Source organism: Leifsonia sp. PS1209, from assembly GCF_012317045.1.
Lineage (GTDB): Bacteria > Actinomycetota > Actinomycetes > Actinomycetales > Microbacteriaceae > Leifsonia.
The window spans coordinates 556057-579121 of record NZ_CP051154.1; the positions used below are offsets into that span (position 1 = coordinate 556057).

The 23065-nt window shown below is 68.7% G+C and carries 28 protein-coding genes; 14 read left to right on the top strand and 14 right to left on the bottom strand.

Annotation, left to right across the window (positions count from 1 at the left end; all coding sequences use genetic code 11):
• Positions 1 to 42: 42 nt before the first annotated feature.
• Positions 43 to 783, bottom strand: a complete 741-nt coding sequence (locus HF024_RS02780) for a winged helix-turn-helix domain-containing protein (RefSeq protein WP_085368775.1) — start codon at positions 781 to 783, stop codon at positions 43 to 45.
• Positions 784 to 1223: 440 nt separating this feature from the next.
• On the bottom strand, positions 1224 to 1856 hold the full coding sequence (upp, locus tag HF024_RS02785) for a uracil phosphoribosyltransferase (protein ID WP_168688561.1): 633 nt from the start codon (positions 1854 to 1856) through the stop codon (positions 1224 to 1226).
• A 41-nt stretch (positions 1857 to 1897) separates the two neighbouring features.
• On the opposite strand from upp, the gene tadA reads away from it, so the two are divergent.
• Positions 1898 to 2365 carry a tRNA adenosine(34) deaminase TadA gene (gene tadA, locus HF024_RS02790; RefSeq protein ID WP_168688562.1) on the top strand — a complete coding sequence of 156 codons (468 nt, stop codon included), beginning with the start codon at positions 1898 to 1900 and terminating at the stop codon, positions 2363 to 2365.
• Positions 2366 to 2410: 45 nt separating this feature from the next.
• Here the strand turns inward: tadA and HF024_RS02795 are convergent, their stop codons facing one another.
• Complete coding sequence (locus HF024_RS02795; RefSeq protein WP_085368772.1) at positions 2411 to 3109, bottom strand: glutamine amidotransferase; 699 nt, start codon at positions 3107 to 3109, stop codon at positions 2411 to 2413.
• Entirely contained in the window at positions 3106 to 4068 is a 963-nt protein-coding gene (locus HF024_RS02800) for a cation diffusion facilitator family transporter (protein WP_168688563.1), read from the bottom strand. Before HF024_RS02800 ends, HF024_RS02795 begins: the two co-directional genes overlap by 4 nt.
• A gap of 23 nt (positions 4069 to 4091) precedes the next feature.
• Between HF024_RS02800 and proC the strand changes: the two genes are divergently transcribed.
• Positions 4092 to 4940 (top strand): pyrroline-5-carboxylate reductase, encoded by an 849-nt coding sequence (gene proC, locus HF024_RS02805; RefSeq protein ID WP_168688564.1) that lies wholly within the window; start codon positions 4092 to 4094, stop codon positions 4938 to 4940.
• 28 nt (positions 4941 to 4968) lie between these two features.
• Here the strand turns inward: proC and HF024_RS02810 are convergent, their stop codons facing one another.
• The 3 genes from HF024_RS02810 to HF024_RS02820 form a co-directional block, all read right to left on the bottom strand.
• Positions 4969 to 5790, bottom strand: a complete 822-nt coding sequence (locus HF024_RS02810) for a hypothetical protein (RefSeq protein WP_210724009.1) — start codon at positions 5788 to 5790, stop codon at positions 4969 to 4971.
• A 363-nt stretch (positions 5791 to 6153) separates the two neighbouring features.
• Positions 6154 to 6825, bottom strand: coding sequence for a TrkA family potassium uptake protein (locus HF024_RS02815; RefSeq protein WP_085368765.1), 672 nt, complete (start codon positions 6823 to 6825; stop codon positions 6154 to 6156).
• Positions 6818 to 8254, bottom strand: a complete 1437-nt coding sequence (locus tag HF024_RS02820; protein ID WP_085368764.1) for a potassium transporter TrkG — start codon at positions 8252 to 8254, stop codon at positions 6818 to 6820. Before HF024_RS02820 ends, HF024_RS02815 begins: the two co-directional genes overlap by 8 nt.
• Before the next feature lie 65 nt (positions 8255 to 8319).
• Between HF024_RS02820 and HF024_RS02825 the strand changes: the two genes are divergently transcribed.
• The 5 genes from HF024_RS02825 (at position 8320) to HF024_RS02845 (ending at position 9866) form a co-directional block, all read left to right on the top strand.
• Positions 8320 to 8748, top strand: coding sequence for a metalloregulator ArsR/SmtB family transcription factor (locus HF024_RS02825; RefSeq protein ID WP_085368763.1), 429 nt, complete (start codon positions 8320 to 8322; stop codon positions 8746 to 8748).
• A 104-nt stretch (positions 8749 to 8852) separates the two neighbouring features.
• Positions 8853 to 9047 (top strand): helix-turn-helix domain-containing protein, encoded by a 195-nt coding sequence (locus tag HF024_RS02830; protein WP_085368762.1) that lies wholly within the window; start codon positions 8853 to 8855, stop codon positions 9045 to 9047.
• Between the two features lie 69 nt (positions 9048 to 9116).
• Positions 9117 to 9215, top strand: a complete 99-nt coding sequence (locus tag HF024_RS02835) for an AURKAIP1/COX24 domain-containing protein (protein ID WP_003792170.1) — start codon at positions 9117 to 9119, stop codon at positions 9213 to 9215.
• Positions 9216 to 9306: 91 nt separating this feature from the next.
• Positions 9307 to 9570 (top strand): glutaredoxin family protein, encoded by a 264-nt coding sequence (locus tag HF024_RS02840; protein ID WP_085368761.1) that lies wholly within the window; start codon positions 9307 to 9309, stop codon positions 9568 to 9570.
• Entirely contained in the window at positions 9567 to 9866 is a 300-nt protein-coding gene (locus tag HF024_RS02845) for a Dabb family protein (RefSeq protein ID WP_168688565.1), read from the top strand. The genes HF024_RS02840 and HF024_RS02845 overlap by 4 nt, the downstream gene beginning before the upstream one ends.
• 117 nt (positions 9867 to 9983) lie before the next feature.
• Here the strand turns inward: HF024_RS02845 and HF024_RS02850 are convergent, their stop codons facing one another.
• The 3 genes from HF024_RS02850 to HF024_RS02860 all read right to left on the bottom strand — a co-directional run bounded on the left by HF024_RS02850 (position 9984) and on the right by HF024_RS02860 (position 11991).
• Positions 9984 to 10685: a GntR family transcriptional regulator gene (locus HF024_RS02850; RefSeq protein ID WP_085368759.1), complete on the bottom strand. Its 702-nt coding sequence runs from the start codon at positions 10683 to 10685 to the stop codon at positions 9984 to 9986.
• The gene (locus HF024_RS02855; protein WP_168688566.1) at positions 10685 to 11368 is read right to left on the bottom strand and encodes a GntR family transcriptional regulator; all 684 of its coding nucleotides are present in this window, start codon (positions 11366 to 11368) and stop codon (positions 10685 to 10687) included. The genes HF024_RS02850 and HF024_RS02855 overlap by 1 nt, the downstream gene beginning before the upstream one ends.
• Positions 11369 to 11601: 233 nt before the next feature.
• Positions 11602 to 11991: an SHOCT domain-containing protein gene (locus HF024_RS02860; RefSeq protein ID WP_168688567.1), complete on the bottom strand. Its 390-nt coding sequence runs from the start codon at positions 11989 to 11991 to the stop codon at positions 11602 to 11604.
• 143 nt (positions 11992 to 12134) lie between these two features.
• Here HF024_RS02860 and HF024_RS02865 point away from each other — a divergent pair, with 143 nt between their 5' ends.
• On the top strand, positions 12135 to 14066 hold the full coding sequence (locus HF024_RS02865) for a thioesterase domain-containing protein (protein ID WP_168688568.1): 1932 nt from the start codon (positions 12135 to 12137) through the stop codon (positions 14064 to 14066).
• A gap of 41 nt (positions 14067 to 14107) precedes the next feature.
• Entirely contained in the window at positions 14108 to 14962 is an 855-nt protein-coding gene (locus tag HF024_RS02870) for a polyphosphate kinase 2 family protein (RefSeq protein WP_168688569.1), read from the top strand.
• Between the two features lie 6 nt (positions 14963 to 14968).
• Here the strand turns inward: HF024_RS02870 and HF024_RS02875 are convergent, their stop codons facing one another.
• Positions 14969 to 16273: a chorismate-binding protein gene (locus HF024_RS02875; protein ID WP_247597274.1), complete on the bottom strand. Its 1305-nt coding sequence runs from the start codon at positions 16271 to 16273 to the stop codon at positions 14969 to 14971.
• 223 nt (positions 16274 to 16496) lie between these two features.
• Between HF024_RS02875 and ubiE the strand changes: the two genes are divergently transcribed.
• Genes ubiE through HF024_RS02895 form a run of 4 tightly spaced genes read left to right on the top strand, consistent with a single transcriptional unit; the run spans position 16497 to position 21186 of the window.
• Positions 16497 to 17675, top strand: coding sequence for a bifunctional demethylmenaquinone methyltransferase/2-methoxy-6-polyprenyl-1,4-benzoquinol methylase UbiE (ubiE, locus tag HF024_RS02880; RefSeq protein ID WP_168688570.1), 1179 nt, complete (start codon positions 16497 to 16499; stop codon positions 17673 to 17675).
• On the top strand, positions 17675 to 18754 hold the full coding sequence (locus HF024_RS02885) for a polyprenyl synthetase family protein (protein WP_168688571.1): 1080 nt from the start codon (positions 17675 to 17677) through the stop codon (positions 18752 to 18754). Before ubiE ends, HF024_RS02885 begins: the two co-directional genes overlap by 1 nt.
• Before the next feature lie 18 nt (positions 18755 to 18772).
• The gene (locus tag HF024_RS02890; protein ID WP_168688572.1) at positions 18773 to 20155 is read left to right on the top strand and encodes an FAD-dependent oxidoreductase; all 1383 of its coding nucleotides are present in this window, start codon (positions 18773 to 18775) and stop codon (positions 20153 to 20155) included.
• Between the two features lie 38 nt (positions 20156 to 20193).
• A complete protein-coding gene (locus tag HF024_RS02895) occupies positions 20194 to 21186 on the top strand; it encodes an alpha/beta hydrolase (RefSeq protein ID WP_085368740.1) in 993 nt (330 codons plus the stop codon).
• A 78-nt stretch (positions 21187 to 21264) separates the two neighbouring features.
• On the opposite strand, the gene HF024_RS02900 is transcribed toward HF024_RS02895, so the two are convergent.
• Both HF024_RS02900 and HF024_RS02905 read right to left on the bottom strand, forming a co-directional pair.
• Complete coding sequence (locus HF024_RS02900) at positions 21265 to 21753, bottom strand: YajQ family cyclic di-GMP-binding protein (protein WP_168688573.1); 489 nt, start codon at positions 21751 to 21753, stop codon at positions 21265 to 21267.
• A 75-nt stretch (positions 21754 to 21828) separates the two neighbouring features.
• Complete coding sequence (locus HF024_RS02905; protein ID WP_168688225.1) at positions 21829 to 21972, bottom strand: hypothetical protein; 144 nt, start codon at positions 21970 to 21972, stop codon at positions 21829 to 21831.
• Between the two features lie 157 nt (positions 21973 to 22129).
• On the opposite strand from HF024_RS02905, the gene HF024_RS02910 reads away from it, so the two are divergent.
• Positions 22130 to 22360, top strand: coding sequence for a DUF2283 domain-containing protein (locus HF024_RS02910; protein ID WP_168688574.1), 231 nt, complete (start codon positions 22130 to 22132; stop codon positions 22358 to 22360).
• 65 nt (positions 22361 to 22425) lie between these two features.
• On the opposite strand, the gene HF024_RS02915 is transcribed toward HF024_RS02910, so the two are convergent.
• The gene (locus HF024_RS02915) at positions 22426 to 23064 is read right to left on the bottom strand and encodes a TetR/AcrR family transcriptional regulator (RefSeq protein WP_085368736.1); all 639 of its coding nucleotides are present in this window, start codon (positions 23062 to 23064) and stop codon (positions 22426 to 22428) included.
• Position 23065 lies beyond the last annotated feature (1 nt).

Here is a 23065-nt window from a genome sequence, read left to right on the forward strand (position 1 = left end):
GAGTGGCACCGTGAAGAACTTCGGACTCGATGGCGTGGTGGCTTAGAACAGGTCGGGGGAGGGGGCGGACGCGTGCCGGATGGACACGTCGGCGTGACGGTCGAAGCGGTAGCCGACGCCGCGGACGGTGCGGACGATGTCCTCGTACCGTCCGAGCTTCGAGCGCAGGCGGCGCACGTGGACGTCGATGGTGCGCTCGTTCGGCACCTCGTCGTCCGCGGAGCCCCACAGCGACGAGATCAGCTCGGCGCGCTCGATGGTGCGGCCCTCGCGCAGCACCAGGTACTGCAGGAGCTCGAACTCCTTGTACGTGAGCGCGGCGGTCTGGTTGTCGAGGAGGAGGCGCTTGCGCGAGATGTCGACGACGACGCCACCGGATGCGCGGTCCTCGTCCTCGTCCGGCGTCACCTGGTGGCGGTGCTTGGCGATGGCGGAGGGGTCCTGCAGGGCGAGGCGGACGACATCCACGTCGCGTCCACCGGCTCCTTCTGGAGCGAGTGCGACGGCGGCGTACGTCTCTGCGGACGGTGCGATCTCGGCGGTGAGGCGCTTCAGGGCTTCGACGATGCGGCCGAGGTCGGTGCCGGCTGCAGCGGCCTTGGCCTCGTCGATGCCGACGTAGAGGACGAATCCGCGGGCCTCGGTGCCGTTCGGCACGGCGCGGATCTGGGTGGCGGGGACGGCGGGGGCGGCGGCCGGCGTCGGAACCGCTGCTGCGGGAGCCGGGGCTGCCGCGAGGTGACGGCTGGGGGAGTAAGCGGTGTCGATGGTTGCCAGAGACATGGGATGGGTCCTTTGCGATGATGCGGTGAATCCCCTGCCGGATACGGCGTCCCCGGTGGCGTCGAAACGTTCGACGTGTACAGGTAGGTGGCGGGGTGCGAGGATTCGCGAGTGTGTGTTGGGCCTGAGAGCGGCCGGTGTGCGGATGCGTGAGTGTGGCGCATCCGGGGAGCTGGTAGCCCTGTCCCGACTCAGTGGGTCGGCGGGCGGCTGGCTCGGCGAAGGGTCGTCAGATTAGCGACACATTCGGCAACACATGACCGAGTCGCGGCCGGGCATCATCATGCCGGCATCCCCAGGGGCCTCGAAGGAGGTCAGGGTACGCGAGTTGTCAGTCATGCATTGAAGTAAAGCGTCCCGTGACGGCCCGTGTCAAATCATTACGGAATGTTGCGACGTCTCTGTCACATTCGTGGCTGCCGTCAGCAGGGGTGGACGGGTCAGACCGTGCCGTAGAGGCGGTCACCGGCGTCGCCGAGGCCGGGCACGATGTAGCCGTTCTCGTTGAGGCGCTCGTCGAGGGCGCCGAGCACGATGGTCACGTCGCGGCCCTCCGTCGCCTTCTCCAGGGCGGCGATGCCCTCCGGGGCGGCGAGGATGCAGATGGCGGTGACGTCGACAGCTCCGCGCTTGAAGAGGAACTCGATGGCGGCGCCGAGCGAGCCTCCCGTCGCGAGCATCGGGTCGAGCACGAAGCACTGGCGGTCGGAGAGGTCGTCCGGCAGGCGCTCCGCGTACGTGGTCGGCTCGAACGTCACCTCGTTGCGCGCCATACCGAGGAAGCCGACCTCGGCGGTCGGCATCAGGCGGACCATGCCCTCGAGCATCCCGAGTCCGGCACGCAGGATGGGGACGACCAGTGGACGCGGCTCGCTGAGGGTGACGCCCGTGGTGGTGGTGACCGGCGTCTCGATCTCGACCGGCTCGACCTTGACGGCGCGGGTCGCTTCGTACGCGAGCAGTGTCACGAGTTCCTCGGTGAGCGCGCGGAACACCGGAGACGGGGTGTGCTTGTTGCGCAACACCGTCAGCTTGTGGGTGATGAGGGGGTGGTCGGCAACGTGCACTCGCATAGGCTCAAGGCTAACCGACGTTTCCCCCGTGAGGAGCCCGCGTGAGTCTGGCCGTCCCCGACGACTACGAGCAGTGGATGCGCCGCGCCATCGCCGACGCGCGGCTCGCCTTCGACACCGGCGACGTCCCGGTCGCCGCGCTGGTCGTCGACGAGCAGGGTGAGGTCATCGGGACCGGCCGCAACGAGCGCGAGCTGCACAACGACCCGACCGCCCACGCGGAGGTGCTCGCGCTGCGCGAGGCAGCAGCATCCCGGGACGACTGGCACCTGGAGGGATGCACGCTCGTCGTCACCCTCGAACCGTGCGTGATGTGCGCGGGCGCCGTGCTGGCCGCCCGGGTGCCGCGCGTGGTGTTCGGCGCCTGGGACGAGAAGGCTGGGGCGGCGGGGTCGGTGTACGACGTGCTGCGCGACCGCAGGCTGAATCACCGGGTCGAGGTGTACGCGGGCGTGCTGGCCGAGGACTGCGCCGACCTGCTGCTGGACTTCTTCCGCGCGAAGCGCTGAGGGCGCGGCGGCGGCGCGCGCGGCACGGACGCAGCCGGCGGCGCGCTACGGCAGCTGCGCCAGCCACTCCGAGAACGCGGCACGGGATGCGGCCTGCATCGCCGCCGAGTACTGCTCGCGGTCGCGGCGCATGGCGTCGGGGTCGATCGCATGCTCGTCCAGCTCGTTGTACCCGTCGGACACCCAGCGCTCGTGCATCTCGTCGGTCACTTCCGGGTGGAACTGCACGGCGAGGGCGAAGTCCCCGATGGCGAACGCCTCGTTGGAGTAGTCGCTCGAGGATGCCAGCAGCGTCGCGCGCTCCGGCAGGTCGAACGTGTCGCCGTGCCACTCCACGACGGGGACGCCGTCGAAGTGCCTGATCGGCGACTCCGCTCCCGCCGCCGTCGGCTCGACCCTGCGGAAGCCGATCTGCATCGTGCCGCCCTTGTAGACACGCTCGCCGAGGGCGCCGGCCATGAGCTGCGCGCCGAGGCACACCCCGAGCGTCGGGAGCTCGGTGTCGAGTCTCTGCCTGATGAGGGCCTGCTCGTGCGCCAGGTGCGGGAACTCGCGCGTTTGGTATGCGCCCATCTCTCCGCCGAGGATGACGAGGAGGTCGGCCGTCTCCGCATCCACTGCCGTCAGATCCTCGGTCGTCGCGTCGACCACGCTGACCTCGTAGCCGTGCTCGGCCAGGACCGGCCCGATGTTGCCGAGGTGGATGGTGGGGTCGTGCTGCAGCACGACGGCGCGGCGGGTCACTCGAGGCCCTTGATGACGATGGCGTCCGTGGCCGGGTGCTTCTCGTTGGGGTCGATCCACACATCCGGTTCGATGTAGATGACGCGCGCGGACGGCACGGCGGCACGGATGCGGCGCTCGACGCTGTCGATGGCCGCAGCGACCTCGGAGAGCCTGCGCTCGCCGTAGATCGCGAGCTTCACGCCCACCAGCAGCTCGTCCGGCCCGAGGTACAGCGTCTTCATGTGGATGATGCGCTCGGCCTCGTCGCCGTCGAGGATCGCCTTCTCGATGGCCGCGACGTCTTCGTCGCTCGCGCCCTCGCCCACCAGCAGGCTCTTCGTCTCCATGCCCAGGATGACGGCCACGGTGATCAGCAGCGCGCCGATGAGGAGCGTGCCGATCGCATCCCACACCCCGTTGTGCGTGATGATCGTGAGGCCGACGCCCAGCAGCGCGAACACCAGACCGGTGAGCGCCGCGACGTCTTCGAGCAGCACGACCGGCAGCTCGGGGGCCTTGGCGCGGCGGATGAACTGCGGCCACGACATGCTCTTCTTGTGCGGGCGGGACTCGTGCACCGCCGTGCGGAGCGAGAACGACTCCAGGCCGATCGCGATGACCAGCACCAGCAGCGGAAGCCACCAGTTCTCGAGTGGATGCGGGTGCGTCAGCTTCTCGATGCCCTCGTACAGGGAGAACACGCCACCGACGGAGAACAGGATGATCGAGACGACGAACGCGTAGACGTAGCGCTCGCGGCCGTAGCCGAAGGGATGCTCCTTGTCCGCCTTCTTCTTCGCCTGGCGTCCGCCGAGCAGCAGGAGCAGCTGATTACCGGAGTCCGCTACCGAGTGGACGCCCTCCGCGAGCATCGACGACGAGCCGGAGAAGGCCCACGCGATGAACTTCGTGATGGCGATCCCGAGGTTGGCGGCGAAGGCCGCGACGATTGCCCTGGTTCCACCCGATGCGCTCATGGCAACATCCTAGGATGGCGAGCATGACCGACACGCAGAACGTCACGCTCCCGACGATCGCCATGCTCGGAGCAGGCGCCATGGGCCGCGCCATCCTCAGCGGCCTCCTCGCGCCCGGTGTCACCGTCCAGGGCGGCATCCGGGTGACCAACCGCTCGGCGGCGCGCGCCGCGGAACTCTCCGGCACAGCAGGGGTGACCGCGTACGCCACCGAGACGAAGGCCGACGCGAACCGCCTCGCCGTGGACGGCGCCGAAATCGTCATCGTGGCCGTGAAACCGGCGATGGTGCCGGACCTGCTGCGCGAGATCGGCGCATCCCTCACCCCCGGCGCCGTGGTCGTGAGCGTCGCGGCCGGTGTGACGACGGCGACGTTCGAGTCTCTGCTGCCGCAGACCGTGACCGTGGTGCGGTCGATGCCGAACACCCCAGCGGTGGTCGGCAAGGCGGTCACCGGCATCAGCGGAGGCAACCGCACGCGACCGGACGACCTCGCGCTGGTGCGCACGCTCTTCGAGACGGTGGGCGAGGTGGTCGAGGTCCCCGAGTCCCAGCTGGATGCGCTCGGCACCATCTCCGGTTCCGGCCCCGCATACGTGTTCTTCCTGATCGAGCAGCTGACCGCCGCCGCCGTCGCCAAAGGCTTCACACCCGAGCAGGCGGCGACCCTGGTCAACGGCACCTTCCTCGGCGCCTCCGAGCTCCTCGTCTCCTCCGGCGAGGACCCCGCAGAGCTCCGCCGCCGCGTCACGAGCCCGGGCGGCACGACAGAGCGCGCCATCGCCGTCCTCGCCGACGCCGACCTTGCCTCCCTCTTCACGCGCGCCACCGACGCCGCCCTCGCCCGCTCCCGCGAGCTCGCCGCCTCCTGACCTGCGGCCGCAGCCATCGAGCCGGGACTTATGCACGCGACACGCCGGGCGCGGGCGTGCATAAGTCCCGGCTCGATCGCTTGAGAGCCGCGCGGATGAGGGGGACGGCGCGGGGGACCGGCCCAGCGAGGTCGGCAGCCGTGATGAAGACGGTGTTCCAGCCGATGGATGCGAGACGCTCGCGCCGGTGGATGTCTGCCCGGTAGAGGTCGGCGTCCGTACGGTGATGGTCGCCGAGGTACTCGATGGCCGTCCGCGCCTCCGGATACGCGAGGTCGACCATCGCGACAAGTCGGCCGCCGTGGGTCACGCGGAAGTTGAGCTCCGGCTCCGGAAGTGCAGCGCGGACCAGCGCGACTCGCAGGACGGACTCCTGCGGCGACAGAGAGCCGTAGCGGACCAGCTCGACAGCGACGCGGAGCGAATGCACGCCGCGCCGCCGCCCGTGGTGCCGAACAGCCCTTTCCAACTCGGCGCGCCCCAGCGGGCTGGGTCGACCGGAATACGGCTCGTCGCCCGTGATCAGGAAATCACCGATCGCGACGAGCTCCGCCACATCGAGCCGCCCCGAAAGCTGAGCCCAGGTGTCTTCGGGGGAGACGCACGCCAGATCGTCGACAGTCACGACGCGATGGCCGGAACTCTTCAACTCGTGTGGAACAACCCCGTTCATCCGTGGTGGCCAGTGAGGTGCGAACACGGCGACGTGCACGCGACTCGGGTGATGGCGATACGGCAGCGGCATCCGGTGGATCAGTGCCGCGGACTCGTGACTGAAGTAGTGGCCGTGCCGCTGCTGCGCCGCATAGGCCCGGCACTTCTCGATGTGGTCGTCGGGGTCGGCATCCACTGTCCGGACCCCGCGGAACGGCCGCTGGAGATCAGGATGGTCTACCCGGCGCCGACTGTATCCTGCCGCTCTGGCCCTCGCGTACGTGAACCCCGCTGCGTCGAGTTCTCCGCCGAGTTCCGCTGTTTCGCCTAGTCCCGCTGTTCTGGCTGTTCGGTCTGTTCCGCGTTCCATCCCCCCACTTTGCCGACGCTTCGGCCCCCACCTGAGGTTGTCCACAACCCAGCCATCGAGCCGGGACTTATGCACACCTAGCGCCGGTGTGTCGCGTACACAAATCCCGGCTCGATGGCTTCGGCACCGGAGCCGAGCAGGGCCGAGCGGCGCGGGGTTGGGGCGGAGGGGCGAGGGGCGCGGCGCCGGTCAGGAGTCGAGGGCGGCGAAGCGCTCGATGTCGGAGGAGGAGCCGGAGACGATGATGAGGTCGTGGTTGGAGACCACGGTGTCCGCCGTCGCGTAGGTGAACGGCTTGCCGGGGCTCTTCACGCCGACGACGGTGATGTGGTACTTCGTGCGCACGCCGGACTCGGTGAGGTTGATGCCGCGGATCGGCTTCGGCGGGTACATCTTGACCAGGGCGAAGTCGTCGTCGAATTCGATGAAGTCGAGCATCCGGCCGGAGACCAGGTGGGCGACGCGCTCGCCGGCCTCCGCCTCCGGGTAGATGACGTGGTTGGCGCCGATGCGTTCCAGGATCTTGCCGTGCGACTGCGAGATGGCTTTGGCCCAGATCTGCGGCACCTTGAGGTCGACCAGGTTGGCGGTGATGAGCACGCTCGCCTCGATCGACGAGCCCACAGCGACGACCGCGATGGAGAAATCCTCCGCCCCGATCTGGCGCAGCGTCTCGATCGAGCGGGCGTCGGCCTGCACCGTGTGCGTCACCCTGTCCGCCCACTTCTGCACCAGCCCGGCGTCCGTGTCGATGGCGAGCACCTCGCGGTCCAGCCGGTCGAGCTCTCCCGCCGTCGCTGCGCCGAAGCGGCCGAGCCCGATCACCAGGACGGGAGCGTTGTGCTTGATCCGGTCAACCAACGAGCGGCCTCTCCTCAGGGTTCTGGTACAGCTGCTTGCGCTGGCTCTGGGCGAGCGCCGCGGCGAGTGTCACTGTACCAACGCGCCCGCAGAACATCGTGGCCGCCATCACGTACACTCCCGCATCCGGCAGCTTTTCCGTCAGGCCGGTCGACAGGCCGCATGTGGCGAACGCGGAGATCACGTCGAACAGCACGTGGTCGAGCGGCGCCTTGGTGATCTGCAGGATCAGGATGCTCGACACCGCCACGATCGTGGCACCCCACAGCGCCACAGCCACCGACAGCCGCAGCACGTCGATCGGGATGCGGCGACGGAACGCATCCATCGACTCCACCCCGCGCGCCTCCGCGAACGCCGCGAGGAACAGCACCGCGAGGGTCGTCACTTTGATGCCGCCGGCCGTGGATGCGGACCCGCCGCCGATGAACATCAGCATGTCGGTCACCAGCAGGCTCGAGCCGTGCAGGTCGTCGATCGGCACCGTGGAGAACCCGCCCGACCTGGCCATCGTCGACAGGAACAGCGACTGGAAGACGGTGTGGCCGGCATCCAGGTGGCCGAACGTCTTCGGGTTGTCCGCCTCGAGGACGATGTAGAGCACGGCGCCGGCGACCAGCAGGATGACCGAGGTCACCAGGGTCAGCTTCACGTGGATGGACCAGCGGCGGCGACGCTTGCGCAGGTTCGTCGCGATGGCGAGGATCACCGGGAAGCCGATCGCCCCGAGGAAGACGCCGATCATCAGCGCGCCGAGGAACCAGAAGTCCTCGGCGAACGGCGCGAGACCTTCCGCGTTCGGCGTGAACCCGGTGTTCGTGAACGCCATCGCCGCGTAGTAGATGCTCTCCCAGAGCGCTGTACCGAACGGGATCCCGGCGATCAGCATCCTGGGCAGGAGCAGCAACCCGACGACGCCCTCGATCACCACCATGCTGAGGGCCACCGTGATGAGCAGCTTGCCCACCTCGCCCAGCCGCACGGCCTGTCCTTCTGCCACCGGGCCGGCGTGGATGCGCAGCGGGTTGCTGTCGCTCGCGGCCATCAGCTTGGCGCGCAGCCCCAGCTTGCGCGAGACCACCAGGCCCAGGATGCTCGCCATCGTCAGCACGCCGACCGCGCCGATCTGCACGCCGAAGAACACCAGCAGGTGGCCGAAGACGCTCCAGTGCGTCGCCATGTCCACGGTGGAGAGGCCGGTCACGCAGATGACGCTGACCGCGGTGAAGAGCGCGTCGGCGAGCGGGGTGGTCGACCGGGCTGTGGTGGCGATCGGCAGCGAGAAGAGCAGCGTGAAGACCAGGATCAACAGGGTGAAGACGAGGATCGCGAACCGCGAAGGGCTCCTGCTCGCGAAACCGTTGATGCCGTCGCGCATCCGACCGGCCGGCGTCAGGCTCATCCGCCCGGACGTCTGTGTCGCTCGCATGACCGTTCCTCCCGCCGACAGCTTGGGACATGGTACTCCGCTGGGCGAGTGACTAGCCTGGGGTGATGGCCGACATCTTTGACGTGATCGCGGATGCGACGCGGCGCGACATCCTGCGAGTGCTTCTCGACCGCCATGCCGACGATGTCCATTCCTCCGGAGAGATATCGGTCTCCGAGATCGTGTCGACACTGGAATTGAGCCAGCCGACGGTCTCCAAGCACCTCAAGGTGCTGCGCGAGGCCGGGCTCGTCTCGGTTCGCGAGGAGGGTCAGCACCGCTACTACCGGCTGGATGCTGCACCCCTGGAGGCCGTCGAGGACTGGGTCATTCCGTTCACGGCATCCGATGTCGACCTCGCGGCGATCGAAGACCAGCTGGCCGACGAGACGCGTGAGTTCGCGAGCACGGTCGGCAAGGTGCTCGCCGACACCGGCCACCGGGTGACCACCGCCGTGGAGCGCGTGACGCCCCGCAAATGGCGTCGCGACTGACCGCTGCACGACCTCCACTTGTCTGCGAGCCCCGGCGGGTTCTAGAGTTCGTGTCACCACTCGTGTCACACGAGTACCATGACAGCAGAAGAAGGACTTGGCAGATGGCACGCGATCTCTCGGATGTGCGCTTCCTGACGGTCGCCGAGGTGGCCGACATGATGCGCGTCTCCCGCATGACCGTGTACCGCCTCGTGCACTCGGGGGAACTCCCCGCCATCCGTTTCGGGCGCTCCTTCCGGGTGCCGGAATCGGCCGTAACACAGGCTCTTGAGAATCACGTCGCCGACACAGCGTGACGTCGGGTAGACTGTTGGCTTGTGTCGCCGCGCATTCCGCGGCCAGCCCCCTAACTTTGTGAGGTCTACGTGGGTTCCGTTATCAAAAAGCGTCGCAAGCGTATGGCGAAGAAGAAGCACCGCAAGCTTCTTCGCAAGACGCGCCACCAGCGTCGCAACAAGAAGTAGACCTCGGTCTGCAGCTCAGGCGTCGGCCCCTCGGGACCGACGCTTTTTGCTGCCCGGAGCCGGGCTGCCCGCATCCGGATAGGCTGGATGCGTGTCCAGCGTCTCCCTCACCCTGATCGGCAAGCCGGGGTGCCACCTCTGCGATGACGCCCGTGAGGTGATCGGCGCCGTGATCGGCGACCTGCCTCCCGGAGCACCGACCGTCGTGGTGGACGAGCGGAACATCCTGGAGGAGCCCGAGCTGCACGCGCAGTACGTCGAGGACATCCCCGTGGTGCTCGTCGATGGCAGGGTCCACACCTATTGGCGCGTCGATCCTGCGCGTCTCCGCACCGCACTCCTGGAGGTCCGATGACCATTCGCCATGTCGTCTCGTGGAAGCTCGCCACCTCGGATGATTCCGAGCGCGCAGAGCAGGCCGCGGCCGTGAAGGCCGGCCTGGAGTCGCTGCCCGCGACCATCCCGGAGATCCTCGCGCTGGAAGTCGGGGTGAACGCGCTGAGCGCGGACAACTTCGACGTCGTGCTGATCAGCGACTTCGCCGACGAGGATGCACTGCAGCGCTACGTCGACCACCCGGATCACCAGCGGGTCGCCGCGTTCATCCGGTCGGTGGTCGGCGGTCGTTCCGCCGTCGACTTCCTCGTCTGACCCCTGGCCTCGGCCGAAACACAATCGAGTCCGGACTTATGCACGGCTGACACGGGGTGTCGCGTGCAAAAGTCCGGACTCGATTATTCGGAGCCGGAGCCGGAGCCGGAGCCGGAGCTAGACGATGGGGGTGTCGTCGATCTCGGCGTCCGTGCGGCGGTAGTCCGCGAGGAACTGGGCGTGCGACGGGGCGTAGAGGGCCTTGACCAGGTCGCCGGCCTTCTCGCCGTCGCGCTCCTTCGCCGCCGCCGCGATCTCCGCGATGCGCGCGGGGAGGTCGTCGGTGTCGAACGGGCGCTGCCAGACGCTGATGTAGCGCAGCAGCTGCGGGCTGAGGCCCTCGCTCACGCTCACCAGGACATCGTTGCCGGTGTTCCGCTCGAATTCGAGGAAGAACTCGTTGAGCGCGTGCCCGAGTGCGGGGAGGTCGCCGGACTTGGCGAGCTTCTTCGCCTCCTTGGCCAGCTTGTCGAGCCGTGAGACCGCCGCGTTGTCGAGCGCGGGGACCGCGTTGCGCGCCGCACGCTCGTGCAGGAGCCCGGAGATGTAGACGGCCTCGTCGATTGCGCGCATGTCGATCGGCGCGACGCGGGTGTACCGGTTCGGGGCCATCTCGACGAGTCCGATCTCGGCGAGCTTCATCAGCGCTTCGCGGATCGGGGTGCGGGAGACGCCGAGCCAGGCGGTCAGCTTCTCGTCGAGGAGGGTCTCACCCGGTTCCAGGGTGCCGTCGAGGATGCCGTCGTAGAGACGGTTGTACACGACATCGCGGAGGAGCTGACGCTCGACCGGCGCGGTGTCTTTGACGGGGAGCGGCATCAGTTCTCCTTCTTCTCGAGCGCGGCGAACTCGTCGACGAGCTGAGCGAGTGCTTCGGACCAGTAGCCGTCCACGGCGGTGGCCGCTTTGTCGGCGTTGCCGGCGACGGACGCCTCCACGATCGTGGTGAGGTACGGCAGGCTCGCCTCGAAGGCGCTGGTGCTCGGGGCCGCGATGAGCGCCCGGCGGATCTCGGGAAGGTGACGGTTGAGCAGGCGGGCGACGGTCTTGTTGTCGAGCCTGCGCACGTAGACGTTGATGAAGTCGTCGGCGAACGACTTGTCCCGGATGAGCGCCCCGAGGTCGTCTCCGCTGGTGGCCCTGGCGGCGAAGTCGCGCAGCGTGGCCTTGTCGTCGTCGGTGAGGAGGGCGGTGGAGTCGCGGACGACGCCGTGGAGGAGCGTGCCGACCGTTTCGATGAGCCCGCGCAGGCGGACGGTGTCGATCGGGGTGACGCGCGTGCGCTTCTGCGGCATGATCTCGACGAGGCCCATGGACGCGAGCTGGTTCAGCGCCTCGCGCACCGGAGTGCGGGACACCCCGACCCACTTCTCGATCTCAGCGTCGTAGAGCTGCTCGCCGGGGGTGAGATCGCCGTCGACGATCGCGTCGAGCAGGCGAAGGAAAACTTCGTCTCTGATGAGCCGTCGTGGGCTGACGGTCTCGGTAATGGGTACAGGCATACATGAATATTACATCCGCCGAGTTCGAATTCAAGCCATTGCGAGAACGAATGTCGCGGATGTGGGATCGGAGCGTCTGGGATGCAGATCGCTGTGGTGATGGATGCGGGAAGTTCACACCGTGAAGTCTCCCATGTCAAATATGAGTATAGCATACGGAGGCGCGAACGCACGACGGGCGCGGCGTCCAGACGTGCTGGACGTCGCGCCCGGATGGACTCGAAGCGTGCCGATCAGAACTTGTTGCCGAGCGCCTTCGCTTTGAGCGCGTCGAACTCTCCGGCGCTGATGACGCCCTGGTCGAGCAGCTGCTTGGCCTTGGCGATGTCGTCGGCGGGGGAGGCGGAGGCGACCTGCCGGATGTAGTCGTCCGCCTGCGACTGAGTCTGCTGCACGTCCCGTGCCTGGCGCTCCGCCATGCCGCGGCCGCGCGCGATCAGGTAGACGAGCGCCGTGAGGAAGGGCAGGAAGATCAGGAAGATGACCCAGAGCGCTTTCCACCAGCCGTTCAGCGCGCGGTCGCGGAACAGGTCACCGATGATCGCGAACAGTGCGAACAGGTATGCGATGAACGCGAAGGCCCAGAAGATGAGCCAAATGACGTTCCAGAAGTTGTTCCACATGGTCTGATTGCCCTTCCGACGTGCCGCCCGATGCGGCATCTGAGCACACGCTAGTGCTCGCGTCGGGCACGGCGCTAGCAATTCCGGTCCAATGCATACATTGCGGACACCGTCTGTCGGAGGCAGCGGGTTAGGCTGACGCCATGCTGCCGCAGATCCCACCGCACACGTGGCGCGGCAGGAGCGCTGCTGCGACAGCGCTGTTCGTCCTCTGGCTGGTGGTCGGGGTGCCGGTGGCCGTGGCCGCCGGGCTCGTGCTACTGGTGCTCGGTGTGGCGGTCGCCGTGGTCGCGCTGGTCGTCTGGCTGCTCTGGGCGGGGATCGCGTGGGTGTGGTTCGCGATCGTGCTTGCGGAGCGCATCCCGTACCCGTTCCGGCTGCTGCCGCCGAAGACCCGCCGGTCGCGTCGGCTCGCGGGCAGCTCGCTCTACCTGCAGCTCGCTCCGCGGCTCGTCGGCGGCGTCGCGCGTCTCGCCGGGGTGCTGTTCGGACCGCTGCTGCTGGCGACGAGCATCGCCGGGCTGTTCTCCGCGCGCTGGCGTGCCCGCCCGTACCTCGCGGTGTTCACGCTTCCCGCCGTGCTGCGCAAGGTGGTGAATCTGGGGCGCAGACGCGGGCTGCTGCGCGACGGCCACGACGCGGACATCCTCCGCTACGACGCCTTCCTCTCGGGGGCGTTCCCGCACATCCTGGACTTCCTCGACTGGTGGCGCGACCCGCAGGCGCCCCGCGAGTACACGCCGTCTCCGGGGCTGGTGGATGTGCCGGCGGGACTCCTCGGCCTCGACCTCCAGCCGTATCCCGACCCGCTCGGCTATCCGGGGCTGGCCGCCGGCGCGCTCCGCCGCCACAGCATCCGGAGTCTGCGCGAGGTGTTCCTCAGCCAGCGTGAGATCGACGACCTCTGCGACCCCGACCTCGACGACCGGGCGGACGTGGGCCTCATCCGTGTGGCGAGCCGGGTGGATGCGCACGGGCTGCGGCACTGGATCGTCCAGTTCCCGAGCACCAAGTCCTGGCACCCGCGTGCCGGCGCCGCCCCCAACGACCTCACCGCCGATCTCGTGATCGGCGCAGAGCAGGAGCCGACCGCCACCCGCGCCGCCATCGCGACGATGCTGCATGCGGGCATCCGACCGGGCGAGCCCGTGTTGCTCGCCGGGTTCAGCCTCGGTGGCATGGTGGCGGCGCAGGTTGCCGACCGTGCGACCCGCGCCGGCCTCACCGTGGCGCATCTCGTGGTGGCGGGCACCCCGCTCGGGCGGGTGCACATCCCGGACGGTGTTCGGGTGCTCGCCATCGAGCACGTGCTCGACATCGTCCCGCGCATCGACGGCAGGGAGAACCCGGTGCGCCCGCCGCTCTCCGCGCAGGGGACGGACCGCTTCGTCACGGTGAAGGCCGGCCCGCTGCTCCCCGTCGGCTTCCGGCTCGGCGCGCTGCACCAGTCGACGGCGTACGCGGATACGGCGAAAGCCATCGAGGAGCAGTCACCGGATGCGCTCGTCGCGTCCATGCTCGACGAGCTCGCGGTGTACTTCGGCCAGGGCCAAACCGTCGTCGACCACGCCATGCTGCGCACGGGCGGCCTCGGTCCGCAGCCGTCCGTGCCGTTCTACCTGCACAGCACGGTGCAGGAGGGGATCACGCGCGGGACGCTTCGCCAGACCCTCCGGCGCATCCCGGGTGTTATCGCCGTCGACGTCTACCAGTCGCGGGCGGGGTTCGCCACGACGATCCTCTGGAACGCCGACGTGCTCGTGCGCAGCCTGAAGCCGTGGTTCACCACGGTGGAGCGGTTCGCCGTCTACCGCGGCCTGCTGTCGCTCCTGAAGCGCCGCAGGGCGGTGGGCATCCACTTCCGGCTGCAGGCGAAGGAGACGCCGGGGGTCACCTGGGAGGCTACGGTGCAGCAGATGGCGGACGGGCAGTGGAGGGAGATCCTCGACGTCTCGTTCGACGACGCTGCTGCAGAGGCGGAGTTCGAGGATGCGTTCCCCGGCGGAGCGGCGCCGACGGTCGTGTTCTACCCTCCCTCGGCGTTCGACCCTGTCGTGGACGCATCCCGTCGCTGACCTGGTCGTAGGATGAGGCCCACGCGAACGAGGAGGTCACCGTGGGTCGTGAAGGGTACTGGACGACGGACCCGAAGGACGCGTTGCGCGTCGGTCCCGGTTTCCGGCTGGACGCTCAGGATGCGGCGGCGAAGCCCGGGTTCGACGGGCACAAGTCCGACGGGGAGTTGGCGCTCGCCGAGGGGGCCGGGATCCTCGCCGACCTCCAGGAGCGGCTGTACGCGGCGGGCACCGTCGGCGACAAGCGCAGCCTGCTGCTCGTCCTGCAGGCGATGGATACGGCGGGCAAGGGCGGCATCGTCTCCCACGTCGTCGGGGCGGTCAACCCCGGCGGGGTGCGGTACGCCGGGTTCAAGAAGCCGACGCCGGAAGAGCTGGCGCACGACTTCCTCTGGCGCGTGGACCGCGAGGTGCCGTCCGCGGGCCAGCTCGGGGTCTTCGACCGCTCGCACTACGAGGACGTGCTGATCGGGCGGGTGCGGCAACTGGCCCCCGCCGACGAGATCGAGCGGCGCTACGGCGCGATCAACGGCTTCGAGGAGGAGCTGCGGGAGAGCGGGACCACGATCGTGAAGGTGATGCTGCACCTCAGCAAGGACGAGCAGCGCGCCCGCCTGGCCGACCGGCTGGAGCGGCCGGAGAAGCACTGGAAGTACAACCCGGGCGACGTGGACGAGCGGCAACTCTGGGACGAGTATCAGGCGGCGTACCAGGTGGTCTTCGACCGCACCTCGACGGAGGGCGCTCCGTGGTACGTGGTTCCCGCCGATCGCAAATGGTATGCCCGGCTGGCGGTGCAACACCTGCTCATCGATGCCCTGGAAGGCATGAACCTCGACTGGCCAGCGCCCGAATACGACGTGGAGGAGGAGAAGAGGAGGCTCGCGGCGTCCTGACGCCGATCAGCCGAACGCTTCGACCACCGGGCGGAACTTCATCGTCGTCTCGACCAGCTCCCGTTCCGGGACGGAGTCCGCGACGATACCGGCGCCGGCATATGCCGTGATGTCGCCGGATTCGGAGACCTGAGCGCAGCGCAGCGCGATGGCCCACTCGCCGTCTCCGTCTCCGCCGACCCAGCCGACGGGGCCGGCGTACCGGCCGCGGTCGAACGGTTCGAGTTCGTGGATGACGTCCATCGCATCCCGTGTCGGGGTGCCGGCGACGGCGGCGGTCGGGTGCAGGGCGTCGACCAGGTCGAGCGAACTCGACCCGTCGCTCAGGGTGCCCTGAACGTCGGTCGCGAGATGCCAGAGGTTCGGCAGCTTCAGCGTGAACGGCAGGTCGCTCGCCGCGAGGTCAGCGCTGTGCTCACGCAGGGCGTCGACGACGCTCGAGACCGCGTACCGGTGCTCGTCCTGGTCTTTGGTGCTGCTGGCCAGGGTGACGGCGGCGTCGTGGTCGCTGACGCTGTCGGCCCCGCGGGAGATGGTGCCGGCGAGCACGCGTGCGCTGACGGTGCCGTGGTCGACGCGCACCAGGGTCTCCGGAGAGGAGCCGACGAGGCCGTCGACAGCGAACGTCCAGCACTCCGGGTAGCCGAGGGCCAGCTCGACCAGCGCGCGGCGCACGTCGGACTCGTGCGGGAGGTGGCCGGTGAGGTCGCGGGCGAGCACGACCTTGCGCAGGTCGCCGTGCCGGATGCGGTCGACGGCAGCCTGCACGGCGGCGCGGTAGCCCTCCTTGCCGAGCGAACCGGGAAGCAGGGTGAGGCGGTACTCGTCACCGAACGGAGTGGGGCGGGGGAGGCGCGACGCAGCTGCGCCAGCGCCCTGTGCGCCGGTGCCGGTGCCGTCGCCGTCTGCGTCGTCTGCCGGACGGATGCGCGTGATCCAGCTGCGCCCGTCACGGCGGCCGATCACGAATTCGGGCACGATCAGCACGCTCGTCGCCGTGCTGTCATCGGCGAAGGCGAACGTGCCGAACGCGACCAGCCCGGTGCCCGGCTTGCCGACGGCGTCGGTGACGGACGCCTGCGAGACGACCTCTCTCCACGCGGCGGCGGCAGCGCGCATCCGGTCGTTGCCGGAGAATTCGAGCCGCAGCGCCTCGCCGATGCCCGCCATTCCTTCTCCCTTGCGGAGCCACAGCAGCGGGTGCCTGGCGTCGAGGAAAGGGATGAGCTGACGAACGTCGTCGATGGGGGTGGTCTCGACCAGGAGTGCCGTTGCGCTCGATGTCCGGGGCGTGGTCGCTGTTGCTGTCACCCGATCAGCCTACGCCCGGGATGCTGGGCGCCGGATGCGCGCGGGCTGGGGGTTGTCGGGGGCTGTGGTGCCATCTTGGGCATTGCGGGTCGCCGTGTCTGGGGGGCGGCGTGGCATCCGTGCCGGGGCTGCGCGCACCCGCGGCTGGGGCCGCTGCAGCTGTCACTGCCGCCTCACAGGGAGCTGGAATGCGTGGCGCAGCGGTGCCGCCTAAGCTAGGGGGGTGAGTAAGGCCGACCTCAGCAAGCAGCCCGCCCAGGTCGCCGCCATGTTCGATCAGGTGTCGACGCACTACGACAGGACCAACAACGTCCTCTCGATGGGCAACGCGGCACTCTGGCGTGTGGCGACGACCAAAGCCGTCGGCCCGCGCGCCGGCGAGACCATCCTCGATGTCGCGGCGGGCACCGGCACCTCCAGCGCGTCCCTCGCGAAGAACGGTGCGACCGTCGTCGCGGCCGACTTCTCCGAAGGGATGATCGAGGTGGGGCGGCGCCGTCAGGCCGACAATCCGTTCGTCCGCTTCGTGCAGGCCGACGCCACCCAGCTTCCGTTCGACGACGACGAGTTCGACGCCGTCACCATCTCCTTCGGCCTCCGCAACATCGTCGACCCGAAGAAGGCGCTCGCCGAGTTCTACCGCGTGACCAAGCCGGGCGGACGCGTCGTGATCTGCGAGTTCTCCCAGCCGCCGGCATCCATCGTGCGCACCGGATACTCCGCATACCTGCGGTTCGGGATGCCCGTGCTGGCCAAGCTGGCGAGCTCCAACCCCGCCGCATACGAATACCTGATGGACTCCATCGAGGCGTGGCCGTCCCAGCCCGTGCTCGCCGACTGGCTGCGCGAGGCCGGGTTCGAGCACGTCGCATACCGCAACCTGACCGCCGGGATCGTCGCCCTGCACCGTGGCTACAAGCCGCGGGATGCGGGTGGAGCGCGCGCGGCGGAGGTCGCCGCTCCCGCCACGGTCGCGGTCCAAGAGAAGCCTGCGGCAGAGAAGCCCGCCGAAAAGAGCGCAGCGGGGAAGCCCGCAGCCGTCAAGCCTGCGACGGAGAAGCCCGCCACGACGAAGGCTGCAACGACGAAGCCCACGACAGCGAAGGCCGCGACGGCCAAGCCGACGACCGCGAAACCCGCAACCGCCAAGGCGAAGCCCACGACTGCGAAGCCCGCACCCGCGAAGCCCACCAAGCCCGCGGCGGCCAAGCCCGCGACGGCCAAGCCCGCGGCGGCCAAGCCCGCAGCCACCAAGCCCGCGGCCACCAAGCCCGCCGCCGCCAAACCTGCGGTCGCCAAGCCCGCCACCGCCAAGCCCACAACCACCAAGCCCGCCGGCTCCGACCGAGCGACGGGCACCACGGGGGCGTCGGCTTCCGGCGTCCCACCCGAGGGGGAGTAGTGCCACCAAGCGTCCCCGCTGTGCGGCGTACCGCGTCGCTGTCCAGCCAGATCGGTCTGACCGAGCGGATTTTCGCATCCGGTCAGGACAGGGAGCTCGCCGCCGCCGTCGATGCCGGGCTCGCGCTCGTGGAAGAGGGCCTGCACGCAGAGATGCGGTTCGCGGACAACCTCGCCGACGTCACCGCCCGCTACCTGCTCGAAGCCGGTGGCAAGCGGGTGCGCCCCATGCTGACGCTGCTCACCGCGCAGCTCGGGCTGGGGAACACCCCCGAGGTGCTGCAGGCGGCGGAGGCCGTGGAGATCACGCACCTCGCATCTCTCTACCACGACGACGTCATGGACGACTCGCAGATGCGGCGCGGGGTTCCGAGCGCGCAGTTCGTGTGGGGGAACTCCGTCGCCGTGCTGACCGGAGACCTGCTGTTCGCCCGGGCGAGCAAGATGGTGTCTTCGCTGGGCGAGCGCGCCATCCAGTTGCAGGCAGACACCTTCGAGCGGCTGTGCCTCGGGCAACTGCACGAGACCATCGGACCCCAGGACGGCGAAGACCCGGTCGAGCACTACATCCGCGTGCTCGAGGACAAGACCGGCTCGCTGATCGCCGTCGCTGCGCAGATGGGCGTGGTGTTCGCGAAGGCTCCGGAAGAGTACGAGCAGCCCGTCGTGACGTTCGGCGAGAAGATCGGCGTCGCCTTCCAGATCATCGACGACGTGATCGACCTGTCGTCGAAGGGCGTCAAGGAGACAGGCAAGACGCCGGGCAACGACCTCCGCGCCGGTGTCGCCACCCTTCCCGTGCTGCGGCTGCGCGAGCTCGCTGAGACGGACCAGGGTGCGCGCAAGCTGCTCGATCGGCTCGAACGCGATGTGATCGGCACCGCGGAGGAGGGCGAGATCACCCCGGAGGCGACTGCCGCCATCGCAGCGCTCCGCGACCACGAAGTGACCGCCCACACCCTGCAGGAAGCCCACCGCTGGGCCCGCGAGGCCGTCGAAGCGCTCGAACCGCTGCCGACCGGTCCCGTCAAGAAGGCGCTGATCCGCTTCGCGGACACCATCGTCGAACGTTCCAGCTGAGCAAGAAAGACACAACGAATGACCAAATTGCGACTGGCCATCGTCGGTGCAGGCCCCGCCGGCATTTACGCCGCGGACATCCTCCTCAAGGCGGAGCGCGCCTTCGACGTCTCCATCGACCTGTTCGAGCAGCTTCCCGCCCCGTACGGTCTCGTGCGTTACGGGGTCGCCCCCGACCACCCGCGCATCAAGGGCATCATCACGGCTCTGCGTGAGGTGCTCGACCGCGGGGACATCCGCATCTTCGGCAACGTCACGTACGGCGAGGACATCACCCTCGACGACCTCAAGCGCCACTACAACGCCGTGATCTTCGCGACCGGGGCCGTGCACGACGCCGAGCTGGACATCCCCGGCATCGAGCTGGAGGGCTCGTACGGTGCCGCCGACTTCGTCAGCTGGTTCGACGGTCACCCGGATGTGCCGCGCACCTGGCCGCTGGAGGCCGAGTCCGTCGCCGTCATCGGCAACGGAAACGTCGCCCTCGACGTCTCGCGCATCCTGGCCAAGCACGCCGACGACCTGCTGCCCACCGAGATCCCGGACAACGTCTACGAGATCCTCAAGAACTCTCCCGTCACCGACGTGCACGTCTTCGGCCGCCGCGGGCCGGCCCAGGTGAAGTTCACCCCGCTGGAGCTCCGCGAGCTGGGCGAACTGCGCGACGTCGACATGATCCTCTACGACGAGGACTTCGACTACGACGAGCAGTCGAAGGCCGCCATCGCGAGCAACAAGCAGGTCATGGTGATCGACCGCGTGCTGCAGCAGTGGCGTCAGCGCGAGGTGGGGAACGCATCCCGTCGCCTGCACCTGCACTTCTACGCCAAGCCGCTCGAGGTCGTCGACGACGGGAACGGTCACGTGGCCGCGTTCCGGTACGAGCGCACCGAGTCGGACGGCGAGGGCGGCGTGCGCGGGACCGGCGAGATCCGCGAGGTGCCCATCCAGGCCATCTACCGCGCTGTCGGCTACTTCGGGTCGCCGCTTCCCGGCATCCCGTTCGACAAGAAGCACGGCGTGATCCCGAACCACGAGGGCCAGGTGCTGCGCAAGGGCGACAACGAGCGCATGTACGGCGTGTACGCCACCGGGTGGATCAAGCGTGGACCGGTGGGTCTCATCGGCCACACCAAGTCGGACGCCATGGAAACGATCAAGCATGTGATCAATGATCAAGGGAACTGGTGGTCGCCCACCGACCCCTCCGAGGAATCTGTGGAGAACCTGCTGCGCGAGCGGGGTGTGGAGTACACGAACCTCGACGGCTGGCACAATCTCGACACGCACGAGCAGGCACTCGGCGCCGAACGCGGCCGTGCCCGCGTCAAGGTCGTCCCGCGCGACGAGATGGTCCGGGTGTCGAACGCCACCCCGGTCGAGGCGTCCACCGAGAGCTGACGCTCGCGCGAACCCGCCGCGCCTGCCACGCTGGGGTCATGACGCGCGCGCAGGAGTGGTCGCCGGATGTGCTGGGGGAGCCGTTCGAGCAGCTCACGCTGCCGCTGAAACCGGATGCGGAGGGCGAGGTCGTCGCGACCCTCGTCCGCTATGCGCCCCCACCGCACCTCGCCGACCTGCGCCTGCTCCGCGCCGTCGCGGCCGACGCGGACGTGCTCTACGTGCACGGCTGGTCCGACTACTTCTTCCAGAAGGAGCTCGCCCGGTTCTGGCACGAGAACGGGGCGCGCTTCTTCGCCATCGACCTGCGCAAGTACGGCCGCAGCCTGCGTCCGTGGCAGACGCCGGGCTTCGTCGACGACCTCGCGACGTACGACGAGGAACTGGATGCGGCCATCTCGGTCATCCGCGAGAGCGCGCAGAAGGACCGCAAGCTCATCCTGCTCGGCCACTCGACGGGCGGCCTCACGCTCAGCCTCTGGGCCGACCGCCATCCCGGAAAAGCGGATGCGCTGGTGCTGAACAGCCCGTGGCTCGAGTTCCAGGCGCACTCGGCGGGGCGGGCCGCGTTGGCGCCGCTGATCGGCCTGCAGGCGCGCGTCGACCCGAAAGCCCCGCTGCCGAACGTCGACCTCGGCTTCTACACCAGGACGGTGTCGTCGACGATGGAGGGCGAGTGGGACTACAACCTCGACTGGCGGCCCGTGCGAGGCTTCGCGGTGCTGCCGGCGTGGCTGACGGCGGTGATGGCGGGGCATGCGCGCGTGGCGGCCGGCCTGCACATCGACGTCCCGGTGCTGACGATGGTTTCTGCGCGGTCGACGATCCTCCCGCGGTGGACGCCGGACATGATGAGCTCGGACATCGTTCTGGTCGTGGATGAGATCGCTCAGCGCGCGCTCAAGCTGGCGCCGACGGTCACGGTCTCGCGCATCGACGGGGCGATCCACGACATCTTCCTGTCGCGCGAGCCGGTGCGGCAGGCGGCGTACGCCGAAGTGCGGCGGTGGCTGCGCGGCTACCTGCGCTGAGCGCGGGGTGCTGCGGATGCGCGGGATGCGCCGGATGCGCGGCCGCCGCGTCTCCGGCGACCGCGCATCCCGGGTCGTCTAGCGGAAGTTGACGAACTGCAGCGCGACGTCGAGGTCGGCGCCCTTGAGCAGGTTCATGGTGGCCTGCAGGTCGTCACGGCTCTTCGACGTGACGCGGAGTTCGTCGCCCTGGATCTGCGACTTCACGCTCTTCGGCGCTTCGTCGCGGATGAGCTTGTTGATCTTCTTCGCCGCATCCTGCTCGATGCCGTTCTTGATGCTGGCCTCGATGCGGAACTCCTTGCCGGACGGGTACGGCTCACCGGTGTCGAGCGAGCGCAGCGAGATGCCCCGCTTGATGAGCTTCGACTCGAACACCTCGAGGACCGCTTTGACGCGCTCCTCGGTGTTGGCCTTCATCAGAACCTTTTCGCCGCTCCACTCGATGGATGCGCCGACGTTCTTGAAGTCGTAACGCTGCTCCACCTCTTTGCGAGCCTGGTTGAGGGCGTTGTCGGCCTCCATCTTGTCGACCTTGCTGACCACGTCGAACGATGAGTCTGCCATTCGTCGCCACCTTCCTGAGAGAACTACGGGTGCCGTGCGGCACCAGACAATTCAAACAGGTCGCAGGCGCGGCTGCTACGCCGTCTGCTGCAGTTCGGCCAGGTAGGTCACGTGGCAGCCGTCGCCGCTGCACTCCACGCACACTGTGATCTCTTCATCGTGCTGGAACGGGTCGGCGCCGGTTCCGTCGCACCGTTCGCAAATCTCCAACGTTCTCATGCCGACGATTCTGCGCCGCACCACCGACATAGCGGGCAGTGGATGCGGGGTGTCGCGGATCGGCCGACGCCGCCGAAGACTTCTCCTCCTGCGGTCGAACGGGAGGTGGTACGACGGTCCGACGACACGCCGCCGCGCGGTTCCTAGGCTCGGAGTCATGCGACTCACCTACGACCCGGAGCTCGACGTCGCGCACTTCCGCCTCGACGTCCCGACCGATCCGTCCCTGCCCGACCGTTCGGCCGTCCCGGATGCTCCTGCCGCTGGCGCTCACATCGATGCGGAGTTCGACGCGGCGGGGTTCCTCGTCGGGTTCGAGGTGCTCGGGGCGCACCTCGTGCTGCGGCCGGACGTGCTCGCGGCCGCGGAGCGGTCGAGCCGCGCGTAGCGGCGAGCGCAGGGCGCAGGGCGCCAAGCGCGTAGCGCGTAGCGCATAGCACCAAGCGACGAGCACTAGCGCGCCCCAGCACCACCCGCATCCACTGGTCGCACCAGCGGCAGGAAGATGGTGTCGACGATCTCCTCGATCGTCTCCGCCGGCACCGGCCGCAGGGTCATGATGGCGTCGTGCCGGAAGAGGTCGAACGGCAACGTCGCGATGCGCGGGGTGAGGCGTGCAGGGTCGATCTCTCCGCGGTCGATGCCGCGCTGGATGACGGTGTCCACTCTGGTCGTCCTTCCGCCGATGAGCACGTCGCGGAGGTCGGAGAGGCTCGTTCCCGTCTCGGCGAAGTAGCCGCCGAGGTGGACGCTCATGGCGGCGGCAAAGCCGATCCTGGTCTCGTTGGCCGTGGTGAGGAGGGCGATCAGGTCGCCGCGGAGGCTGCCCGTGTCCGGCGTCGCCGGCTGGTCGCGCAACCCTGCGCGTGCGACGGCCGCCCTGACCAGTTCCTGCCTGGTCGGCCAGCGACGGTAGACGACCGGGCGGCTGGTCTCGGCGCGCGCCGCGACCGCGTCGATGGTGAAGGCCGCATAGCCGTGCTCGACGAGCTGGTCCCAGGCTGCATCGAGGATCGCGTTCTCCAGCTCGGCCCCTCGGCGTCGCCGGGCGGGTGCGTCCGCCTCCGGGGTCGGCTGCTCAACAAGATCCATT

Coding starts and splice junctions, on each gene's coding strand:
- HF024_RS02800 (WP_168688563.1), bottom strand. CDS start 4,068: ATGAGCGCATCGGGTGGAACCAGGGCAATCGTCGCGGCCTTCGCCGCC.
- HF024_RS02850 (WP_085368759.1), bottom strand. CDS start 10,685: ATGCCGCTCCCCGTCAAAGACACCGCGCCGGTCGAGCGTCAGCTCCTC.
- HF024_RS02915 (WP_085368736.1), bottom strand. CDS start 23,064: ATGGATCTTGTTGAGCAGCCGACCCCGGAGGCGGACGCACCCGCCCGG.
- proC (WP_168688564.1), top strand. CDS start 4,092: ATGACCGACACGCAGAACGTCACGCTCCCGACGATCGCCATGCTCGGA.
- HF024_RS02900 (WP_168688573.1), bottom strand. CDS start 21,753: ATGGCAGACTCATCGTTCGACGTGGTCAGCAAGGTCGACAAGATGGAG.
- HF024_RS02825 (WP_085368763.1), top strand. CDS start 8,320: ATGGCCGACATCTTTGACGTGATCGCGGATGCGACGCGGCGCGACATC.
- HF024_RS02895 (WP_085368740.1), top strand. CDS start 20,194: ATGACGCGCGCGCAGGAGTGGTCGCCGGATGTGCTGGGGGAGCCGTTC.
- upp (WP_168688561.1), bottom strand. CDS start 1,856: ATGCGAGTGCACGTTGCCGACCACCCCCTCATCACCCACAAGCTGACG.
- HF024_RS02905 (WP_168688225.1), bottom strand. CDS start 21,972: ATGAGAACGTTGGAGATTTGCGAACGGTGCGACGGAACCGGCGCCGAC.
- HF024_RS02910 (WP_168688574.1), top strand. CDS start 22,130: ATGCGACTCACCTACGACCCGGAGCTCGACGTCGCGCACTTCCGCCTC.
- HF024_RS02820 (WP_085368764.1), bottom strand. CDS start 8,254: ATGCGAGCGACACAGACGTCCGGGCGGATGAGCCTGACGCCGGCCGGT.
- HF024_RS02780 (WP_085368775.1), bottom strand. CDS start 783: ATGTCTCTGGCAACCATCGACACCGCTTACTCCCCCAGCCGTCACCTC.
- HF024_RS02855 (WP_168688566.1), bottom strand. CDS start 11,368: ATGCCTGTACCCATTACCGAGACCGTCAGCCCACGACGGCTCATCAGA.
- HF024_RS02845 (WP_168688565.1), top strand. CDS start 9,567: ATGACCATTCGCCATGTCGTCTCGTGGAAGCTCGCCACCTCGGATGAT.
- HF024_RS02865 (WP_168688568.1), top strand. CDS start 12,135: ATGCTGCCGCAGATCCCACCGCACACGTGGCGCGGCAGGAGCGCTGCT.
- HF024_RS02860 (WP_168688567.1), bottom strand. CDS start 11,991: ATGTGGAACAACTTCTGGAACGTCATTTGGCTCATCTTCTGGGCCTTC.
- HF024_RS02830 (WP_085368762.1), top strand. CDS start 8,853: ATGGCACGCGATCTCTCGGATGTGCGCTTCCTGACGGTCGCCGAGGTG.
- HF024_RS02890 (WP_168688572.1), top strand. CDS start 18,773: ATGACCAAATTGCGACTGGCCATCGTCGGTGCAGGCCCCGCCGGCATT.